This window comes from Mucilaginibacter sp. HD30, from assembly GCF_054061755.1.
Genome location: NZ_JBSSEO010000001.1, coordinates 1,197,189 through 1,222,062, shown reverse-complemented (window position 1 = coordinate 1,222,062; position 24,874 = coordinate 1,197,189). Strand labels below are relative to the sequence as shown.

Genomic DNA, 24,874 nt, shown 5'->3' with positions numbered 1-24,874 from the left:
GCCTTTTTTGTCTAAATTTGTAAAAACCGTTTGTCTATGAAAGTACTGGTATGCATAAGTAGTGTCCCTGATACCACCACAAAAATAACTTTTACCAACAACAACACCCAATTTAATACAAGTGGTGTGCAGTTCATACTTAATCCGTATGATGAGATAGCCCTTGTGCGCGCTGTTGAACTTACAGAAACGAGCGGCGGATCGGTTACAGTTATTAACGTGGGCGAAGCAAGTACCGAGCCTACCATGCGCAAAGCTTTGGCAGTTGGCGCTACTGATGCTGTGCGGATTAACGCTTTGCCGCAGGACGCGTTTTTCGTTGCCAGCCAGATAGCTAATTATGTAAAAGAAAACGCTTATGATCTGATATTGACGGGTCGCGAATCAATTGATTACAATGGATCAAAAGTAGCGGGTATGTTGGGTGAATTATTAGATATTCCATCCGTTTCTATCATAAAAAAAATAGATATTGAAGGCACTAACGCCATCGTTGAACGCGAAATTGAAGGCGGAAAAGAGATATCAACCATACCCCTGCCCTTAGTTGCGGGTTGTGCAGAAGGCGTTACCGAACCTAAAATACCTAACATGAGGGGTATCATGTCGGCGCGTAGCAAGCCATTAACAGTTGTTGAGCCTGTAAACGTGGAAACAAATTCTACCATTGTAGGTTATGAAACACCGGCACCGCGCGGCCAGGTTAAATTAGTTGCAGTAAGTACGCCCGAACAACTGGTAGAGTTATTGCATGATGAAGCGCGTGTTATCTAAATAACCAAAATTCTAATATGTCAATTTTAGTATACGTGGAAAACGCCGGTGGCAGCTTTAAAAAATCAGCTTTTGAAGTTGTGAGTTATGCCCGCGCCGTTGCCGACCAAAATAATACCACATTAACAGCTCTCTCTGTAGGTGATGTTGATGCGGCCGAGCTTAAAATACTTGCGCAATATGGCGCAGAAAAAACCCTTATAGTATCTAATAACAAGCTTAAAAATTTCGTCAACCAAGCTTATGCATCGGTAATTGCTGAAGTCGCTAAAAGCGAAGCTGCAACAATTGTTGTGCTATCCAACTCTTTTTCGGGCCGGGGTTTAGCACCGAGAATAGGTGTTAAGTTGCATGCAGGAGTAGCCGATGGTGTAGTTGCCTTACCAACCCAGGATGGCGGGAAGTTCATTGTTAAAAAAACAGCGTTTTCGGGCAAAGCATTTGCTATGGTTGAATTATCGTCAGCCAATAAAGTGATCTCGCTTACACCTAACTCTTACAAAATTGTTGAAAAAGTAAAGCCAGAAAACATAGAAGAGTTTAATGCCACATTAAATGAATCTGACTTTAAGGCGATGCTAAAAGAGATTGTTCAGAACACCGATAAAGTTCCGCTACCCGAGGCAGAGATCATTGTTTCGGGCGGACGCGGCCTTAAAGGGCCGGAAAATTGGGGCATTTTAGAAGAGCTGGCTGAAGTGTTGGGCGCTGCGTTGGCCTGTTCAAAACCGGTATCAGACGCAGGTTGGCGACCGCATAGCGAACATGTTGGACAAACAGGCATAGCTGTAAGCCCAAATTTGTATATTGCGGTGGGAATTTCGGGAGCCATACAGCACCTTGCAGGTGTTAGCTCATCCAAAACAATTGTGGTTATTAATAAAGACCCTGATGCACCTTTTTTTAAAGTTGCTGATTATGGCATTGTTGGCGATGCCTTTGAAGTGGTACCAAAATTGATAGCAGCTATTAAAAATTATAAAAAGACAGCATAAAACAGGAATTAGGTTGTGATGGGTAATAATATGAAAAAAATAGAGCTCGATATTGTTGGGCTATCTTATAGCCAAACGCAATCGGGCGCTTATGCGCTGGTTTTGGGCGAAATTAATGGCAGAAGAAGGTTGCCCATAATAATTGGCAGTTTTGAAGCGCAAGCCATTGCCATTGAAATTGAAAAAATGACGCCCAGTCGTCCGCTTACTCATGATCTTTTTAAAAGTTTTGCCGAAGCCTACCACATATCCATTCAGGAAGTGATCATATATAACCTGGTAGACGGTATATTTTATTCAAAGTTGATTTGTACAGACGGTAAAAAAAGTTTAGAGATAGACGCCCGAACTTCAGATGCTATTGCGTTGGCTGTAAGGTTTGACTGCCCCATTTATACTTACGAGTTTATTCTTTCAAGCGCAGGCATTGTTATAGAGGGCAACGAGTTTGTTTATCTTGAAAATATTTCCGAAACTCCGGAAGAGTCCGCCCCTGTAAACCCTGTAGCCGGTTTTTCAGCCTTAAGTACCGACGAGTTAAAAACTAAACTACAGGAGGCCCTTACAGAAGAATCCTACGAGAAAGCTGCCAAAATACGCGATGAATTAAATCGCCGTAAAGCCTCTTGATATCGGATTTTAGATGTTCGATCTCGGATTTTTATATTGGCGCTATTATCTCGTTTTAGCTTAGTCTTTATGTATGAGGCGGATCACGATAAAACTTCGATTTCTGTAAATCCGAAATCGAGCCTCAGAAATCCGAAATAATTACTTATTTTCCGCTCATAATTAACTGTTTTATTATCTGTAATCCCTGGCAGCCATATGAATATTAAGTTCCGCTTAATAGCGATGAATTTTTTGCAATTTTTTATCTGGGGGGCTTGGTTGCTTACTGTTGGTGCGTATTGGTTTCAAAATAAAGGTTGGTCTGGTGCTCAATTTGGGGCCATCTTCTCTACCATGGGCATCTCGTCCATTTTTGTGCCCACTATTGCCGGCATCATTGCAGATCGATACGTAAACGCCGAGAGGCTTTATGGTATTCTTCATTTGTGCGGCGCTGCGGTACTCTTTACAATCCCGTTGATCAATGATCCTAATGTTTTCTTTTGGGTGATATTATTGAACATGGTGTTTTACATGCCTACTCTTTCTTTATCTATTACAGTTTGTTATTCGGCATTAAAAAACAGCAATATGGATGTAGTAAAGGTATTCCCACCTATCCGCACCTGGGGCACTGTAGGTTTCATTGCTGCTTTATGGGCGGTAAGCTTAACCAATAACGAAAAAACCGCCAATCAATTCTATATAGCCTCGGGGGTATCATTACTATTAGGTTTATACGCATTCACGCTACCTAAAACCAGGCCGCTGTTTAACAAGGCCACAGGCGTATTAGCATCAGGTGATCTGGGCCTTAATGCGTTTAAATTGTTCAGAGATTCACGATTTTTTTTATTCTTCCTGTTCTCGCTTTTGTTGGGAGCCGCGTTGCAGTTAACCAATGCCTACGGCGACACTTACATCCATGATTTTGATACAAACCCGGCCTATAAAGACACTATAGCTGTTAAATACCCGGCTATTATTATGTCTATATCACAGATATCCGAAACCTTGTTTATCCTTGCTATACCTTTCTTCCTGCGTAAATTCGGAATAAAGTATGTAATGCTGTTCAGCATGTTGGCATGGGTGTTACGGTTCGGTTTGTTTGCTTTTGGCAACCCTGCAGATGGCCTTTGGATGATCGTACTATCTTGTATAGTTTACGGTATGGCTTTCGATTTCTTTAACATATCAGGATCATTGTTTGTAGAGACCCAAACCACCCCCGAAATAAGAGGAAGCGCACAGGGTCTATTTATGATGATGGTGAATGGCTTTGGTGCATTATTTGGCAGCTTAATTAGCGGTGTAGTGATAGATGAATACTTTACACTTGCTGACGGCAGTAAAAACTGGCACGGCATATGGCTGGCTTTTGCCGGTTATGCATTGGTTATCGCAGTTATATTTCCTTTTGTATTTAAATACAAGCACAATGCGGCCCTTAAACATGCTATAAAGCATGCATAGGATGAAAAAGATTTATTTGAATTTAAATACCTAAAAAGTATCATTTTTAATGAGAAAACATTATCGCCACGAGAATGATTGCTTAAACTGCGGAAGTGAATTACATGGTAAATATTGCCATTCGTGCGGACAAGAAAATCTGCAAATAAAAGAGAGTTTCGGCCACATGATAACTCATGCGGTAAGCGACTATTTTCATTTCGATCATCAATTTTTCCATACACTTAAGCCTTTATTTTTTTTTCCGGGAAAGTTAACCAACGAGTACATGGCAGGCAGGCGCGTGCAGTATCTTCACCCGGTTAAAATGTACATTTTTATAAGTTTGGTCTATTTTGTTTTGTTATTTAGTGGCACCGATCATGAAGAGAAAGATAAAGACAGCGGTAAAAAAGTGACTGCAACAGAATGGGCCGACGCAGCAAACGATATTAAAAGCGACTCCTCGCTCACCCCCTCACAAAAAAGAATAATACAATCAGGTCTAAACAGAATAAGCGCCTTAAAAGGCCGTAAAACTGACTCTGGCCAAGTTGTTCAGAGTATAAAAGTCAAGACGGATAAGAACGGCAAAAACGATACAACTTTTGTATATGACACCTTTACGATTAAGAAAAATCCGAAAGGCGATTTGGACACAACCTACACTTACGATGGCTTGTCTGACCTCGTTATAGCAACCACAGACGATGATACTTACGATCAATATTTAGTTAATCAGCAAAAGTTACCCGCCAACAAACGCGATAATTTGGTAGAAAGGTATTACAACAAAAAAGCTTACGCCTGGAAAAAGAAAGGTGGATCAAACTCTAAAAAAATGATTGAAGACGGCGTTAAACACAACGCACCCAAAATGATGTTTTTATTACTGCCGCTGTTTGCATTGATGCTTAAGGTTTGGTTTTATAAAAACAAAAAGTTTTACGTTGAACATTTAATATTCTCGTTCCACTTTCATTGTTTTATGTTTCTATTTCTGACAGTACTAATGCTTTTGAAAAGGGTAATACCACAAGATTGGACACAGATAGACCATTATCTTGATGTAGCAGGGTTTTTCGGTGTGTTTTGGTACCTATACAGATCGTTACGCGTAGTTTACCACCGTGGCGTAATGCGTACTGTAAGTAAAACTATCGGCCTGTCGTTCAGCTACATGATCACGCTAAGCATCTCGTTACTATTGCTTGTTGTGATAACGGCTATAGTTGAGGTTTAAAATAAACGGTAGCCAAGGCTAAGATTAAACAAGTTAATTTTAGTTGAGCCCGTGCCATATTCCTGTTTACTAAGGCCTTTTTCGTAGCGTAGGTCTATTGATATTTTCTGTATGTCCACACCTGCCCCTAATTGCCATGCAAAATTTTGATCTTTATAATTAAGTTTAGCCGCGTTTGCAGCAGCTGTACCAAAACTTTGTTCTTTGTTAATAGCAAATGATACAACCGGGCCTGTATAAAACCTGGTACCGAAGCCTAAGGCTCCCACCTTACCGCCGAATAATACCGGCATATCTAAACTTGTGAACTTGGCACTACTGCCGTCTATAACAACGCTTTTACTGGTTACGTAGGCCTCGGGTTGAACATTAAAACCTAATGCCCCAAACCGCATCCAGATACCGCCTAAATAACCGGCCTGATTATCGCTATTGAAAGTACCCGATTTTGAAAGGCTGGTTAAGTTTACTCCTCCTTTAACACCAAACTGAAATTTAGGTGATAACTGCGCAGACGCAGAAAAGCAAACTACTGCACTAAGCAGTAATGTAGTTGTAATCTTTTTCATAATATAGATTATCATTATGTTTATAATGGAAGGTATTTGCAACGCTTTTTGTTTTTAGCGTGCAAAAATATTGTATAAAATGATCCACACCAATTTTACTTCTTTGGCGGACAGGAGTCTCGCACAACCAATTCGGTAGGCAGTACAATGGTTTCGAACTTAGTTACGGCATGTTCGTCCTTAATTAAGTGGATAAGCATCCTGGTAGCTTCTTTGCCCATTTCAAAACCGGGTTGAGTAATACTCGTAAGCGGCGGATTTAAAATATCGGCCAGTATGGTGTTAGTAAAACCAAGCAGGGCCACATCCTCCGGCACCGATTTCTTCATTTCATGAAGCAGGGACAACGCAACAGTGGTTATCTTATCAAATGCCGAGAAAATAACATCGGGAGCATCAGCTAAAGCAAACAGCTCATCTAAAGCTTCTTTCAATTTAGCCCTATCACGCCCGGTACCAAAACAATGTTTGATAAGGTCCTCGTCTACTTCAAACCCCTTATCAATCAACGCTTTCTCATAGCCTGCTAAACGCTCGCGCATAACAGATGTATCATCAAAGGATGTGATATGCGCTATTCTTTTATAGCCTAAGCTGATAAGATAAGCAGTAGAATCATAAGCACTCTTAAAATTCTCAACCGTAACTTTATGAGTATCCATATCGTCTGTTACGCGATCAAAAAATATAATAGGCAGGCCTTGCTGTTGCAGTTTTTTAAGGTGTTCTATATTTTGAGTTTCGGTTGATATCGCAACCAGCATACCATCAACAGAACGGTGGGCCAGGTGGTTTACGTTCTGTACTTCCAGCTCATGCGATTCATGGGTCTGCGTAATTATAATATTGTAACCCTCGTTATATGCAACAGATTCTATCCCGTTTATTATCTGCGAAAAGAACGGATTATCAACCGACGCTACAACAACCCCAATGGAATTGCTATGCCCCTGTTTAAGGCTTTGGGCAATTAAATTAGGGCGATAATTGTTTTGCTTAGCGTAGTCGTTAACCAATTGCTTGGTTTTTTCACTGATCTCGTAGCTATCGCTAAGCGCTTTTGAAACCGTAGACGCAGAAAGATTTAATGCTTTCGCAATATCATTCATTGTTAGGGCTTTGTAACTACTCATAATCTGTGCTGTTAATACGGTACAAATATATAATACTAATATCTAATCTAAGTCAACCTGTTTCATCTTGGGCACCAAGAAATGCATAACGCACCAGGCTAGTAAATAGGCGGCCCCGCATACAAAAAACATAATATAATATGCGGTTTCTATTTGACCTATTTCGCGGTAGTGCAAAAACATTTTCTTCTGCACCAGCCATGATAGCAATACACCACCAGCAGAGCCAAACATACCGCCAATGCCGGTAATTGAACCTACCGCCTTTTTAGGAAACATGTCTGAAACAGTAGTGAATATATTGGCACTCCAGGCTTGATGAGCTGATGCGGCAAAACCAATTATTAGTACAGCCAGCCACATATTTATATTGCCTAATACCTGTGCAAATATTATTGGAATAACTGCAATGGCATAGATGAGCATAGAAGTTTTACGCGCTTTAAACACAGGCCAGTTATTATCAATAAGTTTTTTTGGAAGATATCCGCCAAGCACACTGCCAAATGTAGATATTGTGTAAACAAGGGCAACTGGTATGGCTATTTGAGTTCCCTTTAAACCATACTGACTTTCTAAAAAATCAGGTAACCAAAAAAGGTAGAACCACCATATAGGGTCAGTTAAAAACTTACCCAGAGAGAAAGCCCAGGTTTGCTTGTATTTAAGCAATTGAAACCACGATACTTTGTTGTCTTCCTTTAACTTATCAGATCTGTCTTTCTCGTCCATATCACTACTGATAAAGTCTAACTCAGCCTGTGTTACACGCTTTTGCTTAGCAGGAATTTCATAAAAAATCAACCATAATACTAACCATATAAAACCAATGGAACCTGTAATAACAAAAGCCCATTTCCATCCCCACGCCACCGCAATGAATGGAACGGTTAACGGCGCTATAATAGCACCAATGTTGGCACCCGAATTAAATATGCCTGTTGCAAGCGCTCGCTCTTTTTTAGGGAACCACTCTGCGGTTGTTTTTATAGCTGCTGGAAAATTACCCGACTCGCTTAAACCTAATGCGCCACGCACCACAGCAAAACCCAAAGTACTGTTTGCGAAAGCGTGACAAACTGCTGATACGCTCCACAGAAATGTCGCCCAAAAATATCCCATTTTTGTGCCGAGCTTGTCAATAAGCCTACCTGAAATAAGCAAGCCAATGGCATACGATATTTTAAATGCTATCTCAATATTTGCATAATCGCCGTCATTCCAGTTAAATTGGGTAGTCAGGTCTGACTTTAACAAACTAATTACCTGCCGATCAAGATAGTTAACAGTTGTAGCAAAGAAAAGCAGAGAGCAAATAGTCCAGCGATAATTACCTGTTTTTGTTTGGTTCATTTTGGTTTGATGATGTCGCCTAAAGCGCAGTATACAGTTTAAATAAATTCACCTCAATACTATTTGGCAACTTACAATAATATTAATTGGTTTATAGGTATTGTTGATTGTATAAATATTGGCAATTTTACAATTACTTGCCATAATTAAAAAGCATAAAGGGGCTTAATTTTTACGAAATCGAAATAGGCCAAAAGTTTTGAACAATAGTATTATAGCATAAATTTTACCCTATTGCCTCCCTATTTTAAACTAATACTCGTATAATTGGTCTATAAATCCAATTATTTCACGTTAAGTGAGCTTTTAACAGAATTTTAAAACATGAGAAGATCATTCATCTACAAGCTGGTTTGCCTTATTATTTTAGGTGTAGCCGCTAACACAGCGTTTTCGCAAACCAAATGGACAGAAAAGACAGCTAAGGCATGGGCCGATAAAGGCGAATGGCGTAATGGCTTTAAACCAAAACTTTCTCCAAGTGTGGATTATGTTCAGTTTGCTGCGCAATATCATGCTAACAAACCTTTGTGGGATAGTGTATTTGTATATTTAGCAACTACTAACCTGCAAGATCTGCCTACAGGCACCAAACCGGTTAGCGGAAGTAATGCCTATGGCATCACAACCGATGGACCCTTAAAAACTTTTGAAGTTAGCAGATGGGAAGTGCACGAAAAATATATCGATTTGCAAATGGTGATACGTGGTAAAGAAAAAATGGGTAAGATGGCTCCGCCGGCTGATGCTAAATGGGCCACTCCGTTTAATGCCGGAAGCGATATTGGTTTTTATGAAAGTTCTCTTCCCGGCGAATACTTTGAAGGCGACCCGGATACTTTGCTAATATTTTTTCCTAAAACATCACACCGCCCGGCAATTAAAACCGATGACGGCCCCGATAGAGATAAAAAAATAGTGGTAAAGGTAAAAGCCGCTCAATTGTAATAAGTCAAAGCATTAACTAAATGAAAAGGGGCGTCATTTTATGATGCCCTTTTTTATTTATAGCTGTTTGGGTTAAAGCAACAATCTATACAATTGCTATATTGCCATTGATAAATTTCCGTTTTATTTATGCTTGAGCAATACGATCTGAATAATTTAATGGTGCTTGATATTGAGACTGTTCCGCAATACAGTACTTACAACCAGGTACCCGATAATTTGAAACTCCTTTGGGATAAAAAAACGCTATACAACAGAAAAGAGGAAAGCGCAGAGAATTTTTATAAAAGTGCAGGCATATGGGCGGAGTTCGGCAAAATAATTTGTATTTCTGTAGGCATTTTTACGGGTGGCAAAAATACCGGCTTACGCATAAAATCCTTCGCAGGCGATGACGAACGCGAAGTATTGATCAGCTTTTCAAAAATGCTTAAAGGACAGCCTAATACACTTGTATTATGCGCCCACAATGGCAAAGAGTTTGATTTTCCGTATCTGTGCCGCCGCATGCTGATACATGGACTCCCGTTGCCATCGCAGTTGGAAATAGCTGGCAAAAAGCCCTGGGAAATAAATCATCTGGATACAATGGAACTCTGGAAATTTGGCGATTATAAAAGCTATACTTCCCTTAACCTGCTCACTACGATATTTAATATCCCAACACCTAAGGATGATATAGACGGAAGCATGGTTGGCGATGTTTACTGGAAAGACAATCAGTTGGACCGTATAAGCACTTATTGCCAAAAGGATGTTGTGGCAACCGCACAATTGTTAAGGCGCTACCGTGGCGAAGAACTTATTGAAGAAGAGAACATAACTATAGTTGGCTAATGCTTAATATAACCAATTTAACAGTTGAATTTGATACACAAAACGGTGTTTTTAAAGCTGTTAATGGCATCAATTTCACCCTTAATAAAGGCGAAACTTTAGGTATTGTAGGCGAATCGGGCTCGGGTAAATCTGTCACTTCGCTTGCATTAATGAGGCTGCTCAGCGCCTCCGGTGCATCTATATCAGGCAGCGCCGTATTAGAAAACATCAATTTATTTGAGTTAAGCGAGGAGCAAATGCGTAGCATTCGTGGTAACAGGATGGCAATGATCTTCCAGGAGCCCATGACTTCGTTAAATCCTGTATTAACTTGTGGTTATCAGCTAATTGAAGCTATTCAGTTACATATTGGCTTAAATAAATCAGACTCAAAAGTTAAAGCGATACAATTATTCAACGAGGTACAGCTACCACGCCCCGAAGCCATATTTGATAGCTATCCCCATCAATTATCAGGAGGGCAGAAACAGCGTGTTATGATAGCTATGGCGCTTGCCTGCGACCCGGAGATATTAATTGCCGATGAGCCGACCACCGCACTGGACGTAACCGTACAAAAAACAATATTGGCCTTGTTGCACAAATTGAAGGAGCAGCGCGAGATGAGTTTGATATTCATATCGCATGATCTGGGAGTTGTTAGTGAAATAGCTGATCGTTTATTGGTAATGTATAAAGGCGAAATTGTTGAACAGGGAGACGTTGAAGTTTTATTTAACAACCCGCAACACCCTTATACAAAAGGCCTGTTGGCTTGCAGGCCGTCTGTATACGTGAGATTAAAACGCCTTCCGGTTATTGCTGATTTTTTGGCAGATACATCTGCCACTATTCATACCATGCGCCAATTGAATAGTTATAAGCCCGGGGAAGTTGCTGAAAGGCAAAAAAAGCTTTACGCGGCAGAGCCTATTTTAAAAGTAAACAACTTAAGCACATGGTTTGGCCAAAGCGCGGGCCTTTTCAGTCGTGATAAAACAGTTATAAAAGCCGTCAACGACGTAAGTTTTGAAGTATACCCCGGCGAAACACTTGGTTTGGTTGGCGAATCGGGCTGCGGTAAAACAACCTTAGGTCGAAGCATATTGCGCCTGATAGAGCCTACTGCAGGCGATATTGTTTTTGACGGTACTAATGTTAGAGGTTTAAAAGGTGAAGCGCTCCGAGAAATGAGACGGGACATGCAGATCATTTTTCAGGATCCTTATTCTTCGTTAAACCCGCAGCAAACCATTGGGCAGTCAATAATGGAACCATTAACCGTACATGGCCTCTATAGCAACAACACCCAACGCAGGCAAAAAGTGATGAACCTGTTGGAACGTGTCAACCTCTCCCCAGATCATTTTAACCGTTATCCGCACGAATTTTCGGGCGGGCAGCGGCAGCGTATAGTTATTGCGCGTGCCCTTGCACTACAGCCTAAATTTATCATCTGTGATGAATCTGTATCTGCCTTGGATGTATCAGTACAAGCTCAGGTTTTGAATTTGATCCGCGAGTTACAGCAGGAGTTTGGCCTCTCCTATATCTTCATTTCGCACGATTTGGCTGTTATAAGGCACATTTCGGATAGAATGATGGTGATGAACAAAGGCGAGATAGTCGAGAAAGGTTATCCGGATGATATTTACTCGTCTCCGAAAAATGAGTACACGCAGAAATTGATCGATGCTATACTGGGCTAATGGCAAAACTTCTTTGTATCTATAATTGATTATCTTTGATGAAAATGATGCGTTACGCAGGCATTTAACGTTATCTACCTATGTCAAAAAAAAAGAATACCAACTCATCTATAAATAAAGTGCTCACCCAGCTGGTGCTGGATGTTTTTGAGCAGAACGGAAATACCCCTTTAAACTATAAACAAGTATCGGCTAAATTAAACATCCGCGATCCTGAATCGCGGGATGTGATTGGTGATATACTAAAGGACGAAGCCTTTAAGCAAGTTTTAAAAGAAGTGTCCCCAGGTAAATTCCAGTTGCTTGAATTAAAAACTTTTGTGGAAGGGAAAGTCGACCTTACTAATGATGGTTCTGCCTTTATCGTTACAGATGATGAAAGCGAAAGCGACATTTTTGTTGCTCCGCGAAAATTGCGCAATGCACTTAACGGCGACCGCGTAAAGGTGTATGTATACGCCAAAAGCAAGGGCCGCCGCCAGGAGGGCGAGGTAATAGAAATAATACAACGTGCCAAAACAGAATTTACAGGCGTTTTAAAAATGTCTGAACGTTATGCCTTTTTAATACCTGATGACCGCAAAATGATGCACGACATTTTTATCCCGATGAGCGAGCTCAATTCAGCAAAAAATGGCATTAAAGCGGTGGCAGAGATAACCGATTGGCCGGCAGGTGCCCGTAATCCCGTGGGGCGTATTAAGCATGTGTTAGGCGAGCAAGGCGAGAACGACACCGAAATGAACGCCATTCTGGCTGAGTACGGTTTCCCGCTTTCGTTTCCGGCAGAGGTTGAGCATGATGCAGAACAGATATCAGCAGACATCACCCCTACAGAAATAGCTAAACGGCGCGACTTTAGAGATACCATAACTTTTACTATTGACCCATTTGATGCTAAGGATTTTGATGATGCCCTATCATTCAAAAAGCTGGAAAATGGCAATTACGAAGTAGGCGTACATATTGCAGATGTTGCACATTATATAATTCCCGATTCGGCTTTAGATAAAGAAGCTTTTGAGCGCGGAACATCTGTTTACCTGGTAGACCGGGTGATACCCATGCTGCCGGAGCGCTTGTCTAACGGCTTGTGCTCATTACGCGCTAACGAGGATAAACTATGTTTCGCAGCAGTTTTTGAACTGGATGAGCAAGCCAACATCATTACTGAATGGTTCGGTAAAACCGTCATTCACTCTAACAGGCGCTTTACGTATGAAGAAGTACAAGAAGTTATTGAGGCAAAAGAAGGCGACTTTACGGCTGAGATATTAAAGCTTAATGAGTTAGCCTATATTCTTCGCGACCGCAAGTTTAAGAACGGAGCTATAAGTTTTGAAACTACCGAGGTTAAATTTAAGCTCGACGAAAAAGGCAAACCCACAGGTGTTTATATAAAAGAACGCAAGGATGCACATAAGCTAATAGAAGATTTTATGCTGTTGGCCAACCGCAAAGTTGCTGAATTTATAGCCAAGAAAGGCAAAGGCAAGCATAGATATACCTTTGTATACCGTGCGCACGATTCGCCTAAGCCCGATGCCCTAGCGAGTTTCGCGCAATTTGCTTCGCGCTTTGGCTATAAGATCAACACAAAATCTGACAAAGACATAGCACGCTCTCTTAACCACCTCATGGAAGATGTAGAGGGCAAGAAAGAGCAGAATGTGCTCACTCATTTAGCCATACGCTCAATGGCCAAGGCTATTTATACCACTAAAACCAGCAGTCATTACGGTTTAGCGTTCGATTATTACACTCACTTTACCTCGCCTATACGGCGCTACCCGGATGTTATGGTGCATCGGTTGCTGCTGCATTACCTTAACGGGGGGCAATCTGTCAGCGAGGATATGTACGAAAAAATGAGTCAGCACAGCTCGCAAATGGAAAAGAGAGCTGCCGACGCCGAACGTGCTTCAGTTAAATACAAACAGGCAGAATATCTTCAGGATCAGGTAGGCAATATCTTCGAAGGTGTTATTTCGGGTGTTACTGAATGGGGTATGTATGTTGAGATAATAGAAAATAAGTGCGAGGGCATGATCCGTTTGCGCGATATTTCTGATGATTTTTATACTTTAGATGAGAAAAACTACGCCATCATCGGTCAGCGGAAAAAGAAGACTTACCGTCTGGGCGATGAAGTAAAGATCCGCGTTAAAAACGTAGACCTTACTAAAAAACAGATAGACTTTTCTTTAGTTCAGGATTAATAACAGCCTGACAATTACACATGAGAGACATACAAGAATTACAGGTACTGATACAAAAGGCTGTTGAAAAAATAGACTTCCCCCCCTATCCGGCCGCACTATACGAACCCATAAGCTACATACTTGACCTTGGCGGCAAACGCATGCGCCCTGCACTGTTGCTTATGGCCTGCGATCTTTTTGACGGCGATGTAGACAAAGCCATGCCACCCGCCCTTGCCATTGAAGTGTTCCATAACTTTACGCTGATGCATGATGACATTATGGATAAAGCACCCCTGCGCAGAGGTAAAACTACGGTACACGAGCGCTGGAACGCCAATACAGCCATTCTCTCGGGTGATGTGATGCTGATTGAAGGTTACAAGCTTATTATGCAGGTAGAGGACCGGTTACTGCGTACTATTTTAACTATTTTTAATAATACGGCGGTTGGTGTATGCGAGGGACAGCAGCTGGATATGGAGTTTGAAGAACGCGACGATGTAAAGATTGATGAGTACATTGAAATGATTCGCCTTAAAACTGCTGTAGTATTAGGTGGGGCTTTAAAAATAGGCGCATTGGTTGGTGGTGCCGACATAAAAAATGCTGATCTGCTGTTAGAATTTGGTGAAAACCTGGGGCTGGCTTTTCAGTTACAAGATGATATACTTGACGTTTATGGCGATCCCGAAAAATTTGGAAAACAGGTTGGCGGTGACATCTTGTCCAACAAAAAAACTTACCTGCTAATAAAAGCTACTGAACTGGCAAACGCCGAAAACAAGACAGAGCTAAATAATTGGCTTACTTTAACCCAATACGATGCGGCTAAAAAAGTAAAAGCTGTAACCGGTATCTACAATGCAGTTAATGTAAGGCATTATGCCGAAGCTGAGATGCATAAATACGCTGATAAAGCGTTTAAGGCTTTGGATGAATTATCGCTCCCGATAGAGAAAAAGGAATATTTGAAAAGTTTTGCAGATAGCTTGATGGTTAGAGAATATTAGTAAATTAGTTCTATGAAAAAAGCTTTTTTTACGATATTCATTACGCTTTTTGCATTTACAGTCAATGCGCAAAGTGATACCAGTGCAAATAGAATATACCTTGCTTTTGATAAAGCACCGGAGTTTCCGGGCGGTACAGGCGCATTCGTTTCATTCCTCGAAAAGACTATCCGGTACCCTATTAAAGCCAGAACGAGGGGGAAAGATGGCAAGGTATTAGTTACTTTTGTAATTGAAAAAGATGGTAGCATCACTAATGGTAAAATACTTCGTTCGGTAGACGACGATATAGATGCTGAAGTGCTGCGGGTTGTTAACCTTTCGCCGAAATGGAACCCTGGGACTGTTAATGGAGTACCCGTGCGCTCACAATTTACTTATCCTATTAATTTTAAACGTCCGATTAACATTGATTTTACACATTAATAATATTACTTTGTTTAACTAATTAGCTTTTATAAACTAAGCTTAGCCATTAGCGCATGAAAAAGATAACTCTTACTTTAATTGCTCTTGTTTTTGCGTTAAGCGCGTGGTCGCAGCAAACTTCCACATCCAACACAAGTGTTACTGTTGCATTAAATGATGTAAATGTTATGCCACAGTTTGAAGGTGGAATGGAGAAGTTTTATAACCGTTTAAAACGCATTCCGTATACTTACTGGGACAGAATGAATCTGCGAAAAGGCAAGGTTTATTTGCTAATGGTTATTGAAAGCGATGGCCGCCTGAGTGACTTGAAGGTAGTACGTGGGCTATCTGTTATTCAGGATAAAGAAATCTTAAGAGTAGCTAAAAAACTCGATCGCTGGAAACCGGCAACTAAAAACGGTATACCTGTGCGCATGATATGCTCCATACCTATCAACTTCGAGTTATTGGATGATTGGCCGGACAGAAAGTTCAGCCAGTTGTAAAAAAGCGTGTTAAATTGTAGTTAAAAAGCCAGTTTTTTTTTAACTTATGCAATATTAAACAAACTCAAATTTTGGTATGATAAAGTCTCTATTCCTGCCTGTATTGCTTTGCCTTTTTTTATTAAACGCTGAAGCGCAAACCCTAACAATCCCTGCGCGTATTGCGCCAAGTTATGCTAACGGCACGCGACTTAAAAATGGTAAACCGGGAAAAAATTGGTGGCAAAATCGCGCCCGTTATGAAATTAACGTGCAGGTGGCTCCGCCCAATAAGCTGGTGAGCGGCACAGAACGCATAACCTATTTTAACAATAGTCCCGATAAATTAGACAGCCTGAATATGAAACTGATAGTTAATATTCACCGTGCCGCGCGGCGCAACGCGGGGCAGGCGGATAATTCTGCACAAGGGGTTACAGTAGATGAACTAAAAATAAACGGCGCCATTGCTAAATGGGATAATGCCGCAGCAACCACTACCAATTACATGCTGCCGCTACCAAAGCCCTTAATGCCCAAGGATTCTATCAAAATGGACATTACCTGGCATTTTGAGATAGCCGACGGAAAAGACCGCGACGGCGCTATAGATCCCAGCACTTATTTCCTGGCGTATTTTTATCCACGCATATCTGTTTACGATGATTACCAGGGTTGGGACACACAACCTCACACCGGTTCTTTAGAATTTTATAATGATTTTAACGATTATACCCTTAACGTTACTGCACCAAAAAATTTCATTGTTTGGGCTACCGGCACACTAAAAAATGCCGATCAGGTATTAAAGCCAGAGTATGCTAAAAAATTGCAAACTTCTTTCACGAGCGATTCTACCATTCATATCGCCTCTACCAAAGATCTTTCTGAAAAAAATATCACCGCGCAGAATGCTTTCAACACCTGGACATTCACATCAAAAAATATTACAGATGTAGTTGCTGCCATAAGTGATCATTACGTTTGGGACGGCGCAAGTGTTGAGATAGACAGCATAAGCCACCGCCGTGTAAGCGCCCAGGCCGCCTATGACGATGTTGCTGAGGATTTTCGTCATTCTGTACAGTTCAGTCGCTATTCACTAAAATGGTTCTCTAATAAATGGCCAGGCGTACCGTATCCGTTTGAAAAAAGTACAGCCGTGCTTGGATTTGCAGATATGGAGTACCCCATGATGATGAATGACAGCCGCCAAACCGACTTAAGTTTTGCCGAGCTTGTTCAGGATCATGAGCAAGCGCATACCTTTATGCCTTTTTATATGGGTATTAATGAGAGCCGTTACGCTTTTATGGACGAAGGATGGGCGACCACTTTTGAGTACCTTATTGGCATAAGCACCAAAGGACAAAAAGCGGCAGATGAGTTTTACAAAAGCTTCCGTGTCAACCGCTGGATCCGCGGTAAACATGATCAGGAAAACCCTATTATTACACCATCGCCACAGGTTACTTTTGGCGCAGGTAACAATGCTTACGGCAAACCATCATTAAGCTATCTGGCTCTTAAAGATTATTTGGGCGATGATCTGTTTAAAAAAGCGCTGCATACTTACATGGATAACTGGAACGGTAAACACCCTATACCGTGGGATTACTTTAACTCCATGGCAGCCGGTTCTGGTAAAAATCTCGATTGGTTCTTTTACAATTGGTTTCACACACCTTTTTATATCGATCTTTCTTTAGACGGGGTTGATGAGAGCGGAAGTGGTTACAACCTAATGGTGAGAAACGTTGGAGGATTTGCCGTTCCATTTGATGTGATTGTAACTTATGCGGATAAAACAACAACAACTTTCCATCAAACCCCTGCTGTTTGGGAGAAAAATCAGAAGAGTATTACCATAAAGGTAAGGCCGGCCAAAGCGGTTAAAGAAATAACACTTGACGGAGGAATATTTGTGGACGCCAACGCAGCGGATAACAGGTGGACGGCCAGGTAGATCAATAAAAACATACATACTCAAACTAAAAAAGGCCCGTATCTAACGATACGGGCCTTTTAAATATATGTTGCTTAAGAATATTTTACTCAGCAGCAGCTTCTTCAGCAGGAGCAGCAGTTTCAGCTTCTTCAGCTTTCTTTTTTGCAGGTGCTTTCTTTGCTTTTGGAGCTTCTTCTGCTACAGGTGCTTCAACAGATACAGCCTCAACTTTTGCAGCTGCTTTAGGAGCAGCGTCTTCTGCAACAGGTGCAGTTTCAAATGGAACAACAGAAACGTATGAACGGTTGTCTGCTTTCTTTTTGAAAATTACCTGGCCATTTGCTAAAGCAAATAAGGTATGATCTTTACCGATGCCTACATTAAGGCCCGGATTGTGTTTGGTACCACGCTGACGAACGATGATGTTACCGGCAATTGCTGGTTGACCACCAAATATCTTGATACCTAAGCGTTTGCTATGCGACTCACGGCCGTTTCTTGAACTACCGGCTCCTTTTTTGTGTGCCATTTCTAAATATCTTTATGATCTGATAAACAGATCGGTGTTAAACTTAAATTATAATGTTATACCAGTGATCTCTATCTTGGTAAATTGCTGACGATGACCGTTTTTCTTTTTGTAACCTTTTCTTCTTTTCTTTTTGAAGATAATTACTTTATCACCTTTTAAATGAGACAAGATCTTAGCTGATACTTTAGCGCCACTCAAATCAGAACCTAATTTGAAGCTACCTTCGTTTTCTGCTAACAACACACTGTCAAATTCAATACTAGCGCCCTCGTCACCTTGTAATCTGTGTACAAAGATCTGCTGGTCTTTAGCAACTTTAAATTGCTGTCCGGCTATACTTACTATTGCGTACATGGTTTGTTAATTATTGTTTTAAAATTCGAGGTGCAAATATAGAAATAACTTTCTAAATAAACAACCATAATATTACTTATTACATAGCTGCTTTAATGCAGCAGCATAACCATCAGGAATGGCGTTGCCGCCTATTTTATTATGCTCATCATAATACTTAAGCGCATTCACACAGTCTTTTTTATAGAAATATGCTACTGATAACTTAAAAAGCGTGTTCTGATTACGAGGATCTATGCTATAAGATTTGTTAAACAAATCAATTGCTTTGTTCAGATCATCCATCTTTTGGGTATTAGCATAATAACCCGTATAAATGGTAGCTTTATCTGTCAGGATATTAGAACTATTTGGATTTATAATCAAGCCTTTATCTAATTGAGCCAATGCCTCAGTGTAATCATTAAAAGAAAAATAAACAGCTGAAAAACCCCAATAAGCGTTTTCGTTTTTATTGTCAAGCAACCAAGCCTGGTTGAATCGTTTTATGGCAGTAACTAAATCTCCTTTATATAAATAGTCAAAACCCAGCTTCACCATATGCTCAGATCCTTTACGATTAGTTCCATCTTGCTGTAGTACCAGTTTTACAAAGTCTTGATCCGCCTTAACTTGTTCTTCCGTTTTGCGCACATTGCCATACTCCGGACACAAATTAATGTCTTCTTTAGCCTGCTTCTTAAAGTCGGCATAACTAATATTTTGTGCAAATGAGGCTAACGCCGTTAATGCTAATATAAACGCAAAAAAGTATTTCATAATTAATTTATTTTTTCTGCCTTGCCTCAGCTTGCGACATTACCAGCTCAATTTCTTTTATCATTTTCTCGTTGGCATCAATCAGCTTTGGGTCGGTTTCATAATTTTTATCAAACGTTACGCGCTTGCTTTTCCGTTGATATTTAAACTCTATAACATACCTGAGCGGCTGCCTGCCGGTTGTAACGCTATCGCCGGTCTCATTAACCGGAAAATCCCAAAAACCCAACATGGCTGCTTTACGGTGCAGATAAAGCAGGTCATCTTTATTTAATTTAAGCTGTGTTTTAACAACCGAATCACGGTCGTTAACAAACTGATACGCGCCTGTTTTTGAATTATAAGTATTCAGCAAACTACCCCGAGGCCCAAATTGATAGGAGAATGATTCAAACTCTGCAAATTTATAGGGTGCATTCTTTATCATCATACTATAATAATATACACAGTATATTACAAACGGCAGAATGATGCATAGCGCAAGGAATATTCTTTTAGTCTTAGATAATTGAATCATGGAGTTATAATGAGTGAATAAGCGATTGAGTGAATTAGTAATTAATTTCACAACTACACTTCAATCAGTCGGCAAAGATACAAATAGTGAAATAATGAGCGAATTAGTGGATGACTGATTTAGCGATTAATTGGAAAATGGCAGTACAAATACATTGACATAGCCTATTCACTTATTGATTATTCAACTCAATAAGTAAATGACTTATTCATTAATTCACTCAATCAGTCCTTCGCTTCCTTGCAACTCTCCCTCCCATTTACTCACTACTGCCGTTGCCATAGCATTACCCAATACGTTGGTGGCAGAGCGGCCCATATCTAACAGTGGATCTATACCTATTAACAATGCTAAACCTGCTTCGGGGATGTTGAACATGGCAATGGTACCTGCTATAACCACCAAAGAAGCCCGTGGCACACCTGCAATACCTTTACTGGTTAACATCAGCACTAACAACATTGATAATTGCTGCGCAAATGAAAGGTGGATATTATAAGCCTGCGCCAAAAATATAGAGGCAAACGTCATATACATCATAGAGCCATCCAAGTTAAATGAATAGCCTAACGGTAAAACAAAGCTGGCTATTCTGTTGCTACAGCCAAAACGTTCCAGTTCTATCAGCAATTTGGGGTAAGCCGCCTCGCTGGTTGATGTGCCGAAAGCTATTAACATGGCATCTTTTATTTTACCTACCAGCGTAAACACCCGCGTTTTTAATACTATAAAACCGGCTAGGACTATCACCAGCCATAACACCAATAGCGAAAAATAAAACTCGCCTATAAATACTGCGTAGGTTGATATAATACCCAGGCCCTGTTTGGCTACAATAGCCGTTATTGCACCAAACACAGCAAAGGGTGCAACACCCATTACAGATGTGGTTATCTTCATTATTACATGCGCAATGGCATCCATCGCTTTTATCACAATTTCACCCTTCTCGCCTATTGATGCTGTGGCAACGCCGAAAAACAATGCGAATACAACTATCTGCAATATCTCGTTAGTTACCATTGCTTCAAAGAAACTTTTGGGAACGACGTGAGTAATAAAGTCTTTTAATGAAAGTGCTGTTTTTTGTATGCCGGTACTCATATGGCTGTCTGGCAGCATAATATTCATGTGAGCGCCGGGCGCAAAAAAGTTTACCAACACCATTCCCAGCAGTAACGATACCAGCGTAGCACTGATAAACCACAGCAGCGTTTTGCCACCAATGCGCCCAACGGCCTTAATATCGCCAACTTTAGCTACACCAACAACCAAGGTAGTAAACACCAATGGCGCCACTATCATTTTTATCAGCCGCAGAAAAATATCGCTTAAAATGGTAAAATATTCTACCTTGCTTTCGCGCAATTGGTTGTTTTCTGTGCGAATTTTGTTTTGTTCAACGCGTTCTGCCTTTAGCTGACTATAGGCTGTAGTAGTTGTATCTGTAGATGCCGCAACTTCAATATCAATTGCTTTTATCGCTGTTTCGGCGGCACTAATTTTGTTGTTATAGGTGCTTAACACCTGGGTGTTATAAATATAGCCAACGGCAATACCGGCTATCAACGCTATAAATATATATAGGGTGAGTTTGTTTTTTTTCATATTTTAATACATCAGTTAACGGGCGAAGCACCTGCGATAAAATTAAATAAATTAATTACATAAATGAGTACAAGTACTTACGGCTTACAGGATATTAAAAAAGAGCTGCAACATTTATCTGCCTTGCAGCTAACAGATCTGTGCCTGCGGCTTGCGCGCCATAAAAAAGAGAATAAGGAGCTGATGGCCTATATGCTTTTTGAAGCAAACAACCAGGCCGCTTTTATTGAAAAAGTAAAGGCCGAAGTTGGCTTTATGTTTAGCCAACTGCCCGTACAAAGCTATAATGCCGCAAAGTATATGCGTAAAATTTTGCGCCTTATTGGTAAGTATGTAAAGTTTATGGCAGATAAAGAGGCAGAGATTGACCTGCTTATCAACTTCTGTGATAACTACTTACAATACGCCGACCGCAAAAGCAGCTATAAACCATTGCGGTTAATATTAACACGGCAGATAGAAAAAATAAAAGCCACTATAAGCAAACTGCACGAGGATGTGCAGGCTGATTATATTAATGAGTATGAGATATTACTGGAGAACGCTGAAAAAAAACATCCCTGGTTTAACAAGAATGTTTATGTGTTGTAACATACTGCTTATATTCGCGTCTGAATAATAAAATCCATTAACTGAACGTGTCAGACAAAGAAGCTGTTTTTAAGCAGATTTTTCAAGCCAATTCAAAAAAGATATACCATTTATGCTATGGTTATACCGGCGACGACGATGCGGCGAATGATTTGCTACAGGAAACTTTTTTAAAGGTGTGGCAAAATCTGGATAAGTTTCGCAACCAGGCCATGATATCTACATGGATATACCGGATTGCTGTAAACACGTGCCTAACCTATTTACGGTCAGAAAAAAGACAAGCCAAGGATGAATTAACCCCAGAGATTGCCGACAGCAAACCCGAGGATTATTCGCCCAAAAATGAGCAGGTTGCCCTGCTTTATAAATGTATATCAAAATTAGAGGAGTCGGAAAGGATCATCATTACCATGGTGTTGGATGAGCTGCCTTATCCGGAGATTGCAGACATATCAGGTATATCCGAAGGCAATCTGCGGGTGAAGATATTTCGTATAAAACAAAAGTTAACAGAATTATATAATCAGTATGAAAGACTTTGATCATTTAATGTCGGTTTGGCAGGAACAGCCAAAGCGAGATCAGCTTTCAGTAGAGGATGTGCTGAAGCAGGTGAAGAGGGGAATTAGCGGGATGAGCAGCAAGCTGTTTTGGAACATAACAGGCATGGGTGTATGCCTGGCAGGGCTGTTTGCGGCCATGCTGTTTCTTGTTTTTACGTCATGGATAACTTACGCGGGGATGATCATTATATTAATGACCATGGCTTTATATATTACAATGATGATTAGGGACTACCGCATCATCAGCAAGCAGGATGTTACCATTAACCCTGCCGAGTATCTGCAAAGTCTTAAAGAATACCAGAAAAACCGCACCGAGGTTTACGGATGGTTATATTATTTGTATGTAATCTTAATGAGCACCGGTTTACTGCTTTATTTCTTTGAGGTATTGCAAAGCACCTCTGCCGCTTTTAAAACTTTAGCCTACGGCGGCTATATAGCGTTTATATTGTTTTGCAGCTTTTATATCCGGTCGCACTTTGTAAAAACCGAACAGGAAAAACTGAATTTACTGATTGACAGGCTGGTTAGGCTGCAAGAGCAGTTTGATTAAGAAAAATTTAGCCTCGCTTAGCGCTTCCTCTATAGCTATTTGTTCCAAACCAGTAATGTTTGAAATATTTGAAAAAATTTTTTGTCATTCTGAACGCAGTGAAGAATCTTATACGTTTTGTAAGCCGAGCGCTTGGTGTAGCGTTATTTAGAGGATTCTTCGGTATCGCTCAGAATGACAATCTATATTTCGAACACCTGTTGTTTCTGCCCCTTTTATCAGGTCAGGTCTGTTGTCAAAACAACATTTAATATTTAGTTTTGATGATAACCAATCTGATTACCTGATGATCTCATCTTTTCTGAAAAAATCTATAATAGCGGTATTGCTTTCTGCGGCTACGTTTGCAGCCAACGCGCAGTCAAAATCATCATTTAAAAGCTGGGCGCAAACGCCGCCAATGGGCTGGAACAGCTGGGACTGCTATGGGCCAACCGTTACCGAAGCCGAAGTAAAATCCAATGCAGATTATATGGCTGCCAATCTTAAAAAATATGGTTGGGAGTATATTGTGGTAGATATAAGATGGTTTGTTGAGAACGATAAAGCCGGTGGTTATAACCAAACCGATCCAATATATGCAATGGATGAATTTGGCAGATATCTGCCATCAGTTAAAAAATTCCCGTCATCAGCTAATGGTAAAGGCTTTAAACCACTGGCTGATTATATGCACAGCAAGGGATTAAAATTCGGAATACACATTATGCGCGGTGTACCGGTAAAGGCGGTTAACGAAAAGCTGCCGATAAAAGGCGCCAATGGCATTACTGCCGATAAAATATATACTACCGAGTTACAGTGTAAATGGTTAAGGGATAACTATACAGTATTAGCCGATAAACCGGGCGCTCAGGAATACTATAACTCTATTATGGAGTTATATGCATCGTGGGGTGTAGATTTTATTAAGATAGACGACCTTTCCCGCCCCTATCACCAGGGCGAAATAGAACTTATCCGCAACGCTATTGACCGCACAGGCCGGCCTATTGTATTAAGTACATCGCCGGGCGAAACACCAATAGCCAAAGCAGATCACGTAAAAGAACATGCTAACATGTGGCGCATGGTTGATGACGTATGGGATATATGGAAGGATTTGGTGCATTTGATGAATGTTGCTAAAGGATGGTACTCTTATATCAGTCCAGGCACCTGGCCCGATTGTGATATGATACCGCTTGGCCGTATTGCCGTACGTGGCGAACGCGGCGTTGACCGCATGACCCGCTTAACCAAAGACGAGCAGATTTCGTTAATGAGTTTCTTTACCATTTTTCGTTCGCCGTTAATGTTTGGTGGCGATATGCCATCTAACGATGCCTTTACCCTATCGCTGCTTAATAATAAGGCTGTGTTAAAAATGCATCGCGAAGGCACCGATGTAAAACAACTGTTTATGGAGAACGGACAAGCGGCCGTTACATCGCGCAACAGCAAAACTGGTGAGCGTTATATAGCGCTCTTTAATATTGGCGATAAAGATGCGAGCACCATATCTGTAAACCTGAAAGACCTGGGCTTAACCGGAAAAGTTAAAGTAACCGACCTGTGGAGTGGTAAAGCCGTTACGCAAACAGACGCTACCTTGTCCCGCTTAATTGCACCGCACGCGAGTGTGTTGGTAAGTGTGGTAAGATAAACTTTTTTTTTCTACTTACTGCTTTTAAATCAGACGACACACTTTAGTTTTTTTGACTCCGAATAAAGTAAATTAGTA

The 24,874-nt window shown here is 40.7% G+C and carries 25 protein-coding genes; 17 read left to right on the top strand and 8 right to left on the bottom strand.

Annotated features, from left to right (window positions below):
- Positions 1–36 precede the first annotated feature (36 nt).
- The 5 genes from ACVW2L_RS05975 to ACVW2L_RS05955 all read left to right on the top strand — a co-directional run bounded on the left by ACVW2L_RS05975 (position 37) and on the right by ACVW2L_RS05955 (position 5,079).
- Positions 37–774 carry an electron transfer flavoprotein subunit beta/FixA family protein gene (locus tag ACVW2L_RS05975; protein ID WP_457127050.1) on the top strand — a complete coding sequence of 246 codons (738 nt, stop codon included), beginning with the start codon at positions 37–39 and terminating at the stop codon, positions 772–774.
- A 17-nt stretch (positions 775–791) separates the two neighbouring features.
- Entirely contained in the window at positions 792–1,769 is a 978-nt protein-coding gene (locus ACVW2L_RS05970; RefSeq protein ID WP_457127049.1) for an electron transfer flavoprotein subunit alpha/FixB family protein, read from the top strand.
- A gap of 30 nt (positions 1,770–1,799) precedes the next feature.
- Complete coding sequence (locus ACVW2L_RS05965; protein WP_457127048.1) at positions 1,800–2,399, top strand: bifunctional nuclease domain-containing protein; 600 nt, start codon at positions 1,800–1,802, stop codon at positions 2,397–2,399.
- Between the two features lie 198 nt (positions 2,400–2,597).
- Complete coding sequence (locus ACVW2L_RS05960; protein ID WP_457127047.1) at positions 2,598–3,857, top strand: nucleoside permease; 1,260 nt, start codon at positions 2,598–2,600, stop codon at positions 3,855–3,857.
- A 49-nt stretch (positions 3,858–3,906) separates the two neighbouring features.
- A complete protein-coding gene (locus ACVW2L_RS05955) occupies positions 3,907–5,079 on the top strand; it encodes a DUF3667 domain-containing protein (RefSeq protein ID WP_457127046.1) in 1,173 nt (390 codons plus the stop codon).
- Here ACVW2L_RS05955 and ACVW2L_RS05950 read toward each other — a convergent pair.
- The 3 genes from ACVW2L_RS05950 to ACVW2L_RS05940 form a co-directional block, all read right to left on the bottom strand.
- Entirely contained in the window at positions 5,076–5,648 is a 573-nt protein-coding gene (locus ACVW2L_RS05950; protein ID WP_457127045.1) for an outer membrane beta-barrel protein, read from the bottom strand. The genes ACVW2L_RS05955 and ACVW2L_RS05950 overlap by 4 nt on opposite strands.
- A 95-nt stretch (positions 5,649–5,743) precedes the next feature.
- A complete protein-coding gene (locus ACVW2L_RS05945) occupies positions 5,744–6,781 on the bottom strand; it encodes a LacI family DNA-binding transcriptional regulator (protein WP_457127044.1) in 1,038 nt (345 codons plus the stop codon).
- A gap of 42 nt (positions 6,782–6,823) precedes the next feature.
- Positions 6,824–8,134, bottom strand: a complete 1,311-nt coding sequence (locus ACVW2L_RS05940) for an MFS transporter (RefSeq protein ID WP_457127043.1) — start codon at positions 8,132–8,134, stop codon at positions 6,824–6,826.
- A gap of 324 nt (positions 8,135–8,458) precedes the next feature.
- Here ACVW2L_RS05940 and ACVW2L_RS05935 point away from each other — a divergent pair, with 324 nt between their 5' ends.
- The 8 genes from ACVW2L_RS05935 to ACVW2L_RS05900 all read left to right on the top strand — a co-directional run bounded on the left by ACVW2L_RS05935 (position 8,459) and on the right by ACVW2L_RS05900 (position 17,686).
- On the top strand, positions 8,459–9,082 hold the full coding sequence (locus tag ACVW2L_RS05935) for a YhcH/YjgK/YiaL family protein (protein WP_457127042.1): 624 nt from the start codon (positions 8,459–8,461) through the stop codon (positions 9,080–9,082).
- A gap of 129 nt (positions 9,083–9,211) precedes the next feature.
- A complete protein-coding gene (locus ACVW2L_RS05930) occupies positions 9,212–9,919 on the top strand; it encodes a 3'-5' exonuclease (protein WP_457127041.1) in 708 nt (235 codons plus the stop codon).
- On the top strand, positions 9,919–11,610 hold the full coding sequence (locus tag ACVW2L_RS05925) for an ABC transporter ATP-binding protein (protein ID WP_457127040.1): 1,692 nt from the start codon (positions 9,919–9,921) through the stop codon (positions 11,608–11,610). The genes ACVW2L_RS05930 and ACVW2L_RS05925 overlap by 1 nt, the downstream gene beginning before the upstream one ends.
- 80 nt (positions 11,611–11,690) lie before the next feature.
- Positions 11,691–13,829, top strand: a complete 2,139-nt coding sequence (rnr, locus tag ACVW2L_RS05920) for a ribonuclease R (RefSeq protein ID WP_457127039.1) — start codon at positions 11,691–11,693, stop codon at positions 13,827–13,829.
- Positions 13,830–13,849: 20 nt separating this feature from the next.
- The gene (locus ACVW2L_RS05915; protein ID WP_457127038.1) at positions 13,850–14,824 is read left to right on the top strand and encodes a polyprenyl synthetase family protein; all 975 of its coding nucleotides are present in this window, start codon (positions 13,850–13,852) and stop codon (positions 14,822–14,824) included.
- A 12-nt stretch (positions 14,825–14,836) separates the two neighbouring features.
- The gene (locus ACVW2L_RS05910; RefSeq protein ID WP_457127037.1) at positions 14,837–15,250 is read left to right on the top strand and encodes an energy transducer TonB; all 414 of its coding nucleotides are present in this window, start codon (positions 14,837–14,839) and stop codon (positions 15,248–15,250) included.
- A 56-nt stretch (positions 15,251–15,306) separates the two neighbouring features.
- Positions 15,307–15,741, top strand: coding sequence for an energy transducer TonB (locus ACVW2L_RS05905; RefSeq protein ID WP_457127036.1), 435 nt, complete (start codon positions 15,307–15,309; stop codon positions 15,739–15,741).
- Between the two features lie 76 nt (positions 15,742–15,817).
- A complete protein-coding gene (locus ACVW2L_RS05900; protein WP_457127035.1) occupies positions 15,818–17,686 on the top strand; it encodes a M1 family metallopeptidase in 1,869 nt (622 codons plus the stop codon).
- Positions 17,687–17,771: 85 nt separating this feature from the next.
- Here ACVW2L_RS05900 and rpmA read toward each other — a convergent pair whose 3' ends face one another.
- From rpmA to ACVW2L_RS05875, 5 genes are all read right to left on the bottom strand, one after another.
- A complete protein-coding gene (gene rpmA, locus ACVW2L_RS05895; RefSeq protein WP_457127034.1) occupies positions 17,772–18,197 on the bottom strand; it encodes a 50S ribosomal protein L27 in 426 nt (141 codons plus the stop codon).
- 48 nt (positions 18,198–18,245) lie between these two features.
- Positions 18,246–18,554 (bottom strand): 50S ribosomal protein L21, encoded by a 309-nt coding sequence (rplU, locus tag ACVW2L_RS05890; RefSeq protein ID WP_457127033.1) that lies wholly within the window; start codon positions 18,552–18,554, stop codon positions 18,246–18,248.
- A gap of 72 nt (positions 18,555–18,626) precedes the next feature.
- Positions 18,627–19,313, bottom strand: a complete 687-nt coding sequence (locus tag ACVW2L_RS05885) for a tetratricopeptide repeat protein (protein WP_457127032.1) — start codon at positions 19,311–19,313, stop codon at positions 18,627–18,629.
- A gap of 7 nt (positions 19,314–19,320) precedes the next feature.
- Complete coding sequence (locus ACVW2L_RS05880) at positions 19,321–19,743, bottom strand: hypothetical protein (RefSeq protein ID WP_457127031.1); 423 nt, start codon at positions 19,741–19,743, stop codon at positions 19,321–19,323.
- Positions 19,744–20,046: 303 nt separating this feature from the next.
- Complete coding sequence (locus tag ACVW2L_RS05875) at positions 20,047–21,438, bottom strand: dicarboxylate/amino acid:cation symporter (protein ID WP_457127030.1); 1,392 nt, start codon at positions 21,436–21,438, stop codon at positions 20,047–20,049.
- 63 nt (positions 21,439–21,501) lie between these two features.
- Here ACVW2L_RS05875 and ACVW2L_RS05870 point away from each other — a divergent pair, with 63 nt between their 5' ends.
- The 4 genes from ACVW2L_RS05870 (at position 21,502) to ACVW2L_RS05855 (ending at position 24,796) form a co-directional block, all read left to right on the top strand.
- A complete protein-coding gene (locus ACVW2L_RS05870; RefSeq protein ID WP_457127029.1) occupies positions 21,502–22,029 on the top strand; it encodes a hypothetical protein in 528 nt (175 codons plus the stop codon).
- 47 nt (positions 22,030–22,076) lie between these two features.
- Positions 22,077–22,574: an RNA polymerase sigma factor gene (locus ACVW2L_RS05865; RefSeq protein WP_457127028.1), complete on the top strand. Its 498-nt coding sequence runs from the start codon at positions 22,077–22,079 to the stop codon at positions 22,572–22,574.
- Positions 22,561–23,151 carry a hypothetical protein gene (locus tag ACVW2L_RS05860; protein ID WP_457127027.1) on the top strand — a complete coding sequence of 197 codons (591 nt, stop codon included), beginning with the start codon at positions 22,561–22,563 and terminating at the stop codon, positions 23,149–23,151. Before ACVW2L_RS05865 ends, ACVW2L_RS05860 begins: the two co-directional genes overlap by 14 nt.
- Before the next feature lie 232 nt (positions 23,152–23,383).
- Positions 23,384–24,796, top strand: coding sequence for a glycoside hydrolase family 27 protein (locus ACVW2L_RS05855; RefSeq protein WP_457127026.1), 1,413 nt, complete (start codon positions 23,384–23,386; stop codon positions 24,794–24,796).
- The last annotated feature ends 78 nt before the right edge of the window (positions 24,797–24,874 follow it).

What these genes read in the sequence shown, in the direction of transcription:
- ACVW2L_RS05975 (WP_457127050.1), top strand. Translation starts at nt 37, where the DNA reads ATGAAAGTACTGGTATGCATAAGTAGTGTCCCTGATACCACCACAAAA.
- ACVW2L_RS05970 (WP_457127049.1), top strand. Translation starts at nt 792, where the DNA reads ATGTCAATTTTAGTATACGTGGAAAACGCCGGTGGCAGCTTTAAAAAA.
- ACVW2L_RS05965 (WP_457127048.1), top strand. Translation starts at nt 1,800, where the DNA reads ATGAAAAAAATAGAGCTCGATATTGTTGGGCTATCTTATAGCCAAACG.
- ACVW2L_RS05960 (WP_457127047.1), top strand. Translation starts at nt 2,598, where the DNA reads ATGAATATTAAGTTCCGCTTAATAGCGATGAATTTTTTGCAATTTTTT.
- ACVW2L_RS05955 (WP_457127046.1), top strand. Translation starts at nt 3,907, where the DNA reads ATGAGAAAACATTATCGCCACGAGAATGATTGCTTAAACTGCGGAAGT.
- ACVW2L_RS05950 (WP_457127045.1), bottom strand. Translation starts at nt 5,648, where the DNA reads ATGAAAAAGATTACAACTACATTACTGCTTAGTGCAGTAGTTTGCTTT.
- ACVW2L_RS05945 (WP_457127044.1), bottom strand. Translation starts at nt 6,781, where the DNA reads ATGAGTAGTTACAAAGCCCTAACAATGAATGATATTGCGAAAGCATTA.
- ACVW2L_RS05940 (WP_457127043.1), bottom strand. Translation starts at nt 8,134, where the DNA reads ATGAACCAAACAAAAACAGGTAATTATCGCTGGACTATTTGCTCTCTG.
- ACVW2L_RS05935 (WP_457127042.1), top strand. Translation starts at nt 8,459, where the DNA reads ATGAGAAGATCATTCATCTACAAGCTGGTTTGCCTTATTATTTTAGGT.
- ACVW2L_RS05930 (WP_457127041.1), top strand. Translation starts at nt 9,212, where the DNA reads ATGCTTGAGCAATACGATCTGAATAATTTAATGGTGCTTGATATTGAG.
- ACVW2L_RS05925 (WP_457127040.1), top strand. Translation starts at nt 9,919, where the DNA reads ATGCTTAATATAACCAATTTAACAGTTGAATTTGATACACAAAACGGT.
- rnr (WP_457127039.1), top strand. Translation starts at nt 11,691, where the DNA reads ATGTCAAAAAAAAAGAATACCAACTCATCTATAAATAAAGTGCTCACC.
- ACVW2L_RS05915 (WP_457127038.1), top strand. Translation starts at nt 13,850, where the DNA reads ATGAGAGACATACAAGAATTACAGGTACTGATACAAAAGGCTGTTGAA.
- ACVW2L_RS05910 (WP_457127037.1), top strand. Translation starts at nt 14,837, where the DNA reads ATGAAAAAAGCTTTTTTTACGATATTCATTACGCTTTTTGCATTTACA.
- ACVW2L_RS05905 (WP_457127036.1), top strand. Translation starts at nt 15,307, where the DNA reads ATGAAAAAGATAACTCTTACTTTAATTGCTCTTGTTTTTGCGTTAAGC.
- ACVW2L_RS05900 (WP_457127035.1), top strand. Translation starts at nt 15,818, where the DNA reads ATGATAAAGTCTCTATTCCTGCCTGTATTGCTTTGCCTTTTTTTATTA.
- rpmA (WP_457127034.1), bottom strand. Translation starts at nt 18,197, where the DNA reads ATGGCACACAAAAAAGGAGCCGGTAGTTCAAGAAACGGCCGTGAGTCG.
- rplU (WP_457127033.1), bottom strand. Translation starts at nt 18,554, where the DNA reads ATGTACGCAATAGTAAGTATAGCCGGACAGCAATTTAAAGTTGCTAAA.
- ACVW2L_RS05885 (WP_457127032.1), bottom strand. Translation starts at nt 19,313, where the DNA reads ATGAAATACTTTTTTGCGTTTATATTAGCATTAACGGCGTTAGCCTCA.
- ACVW2L_RS05880 (WP_457127031.1), bottom strand. Translation starts at nt 19,743, where the DNA reads ATGATGATAAAGAATGCACCCTATAAATTTGCAGAGTTTGAATCATTC.
- ACVW2L_RS05875 (WP_457127030.1), bottom strand. Translation starts at nt 21,438, where the DNA reads ATGAAAAAAAACAAACTCACCCTATATATATTTATAGCGTTGATAGCC.
- ACVW2L_RS05870 (WP_457127029.1), top strand. Translation starts at nt 21,502, where the DNA reads ATGAGTACAAGTACTTACGGCTTACAGGATATTAAAAAAGAGCTGCAA.
- ACVW2L_RS05860 (WP_457127027.1), top strand. Translation starts at nt 22,561, where the DNA reads ATGAAAGACTTTGATCATTTAATGTCGGTTTGGCAGGAACAGCCAAAG.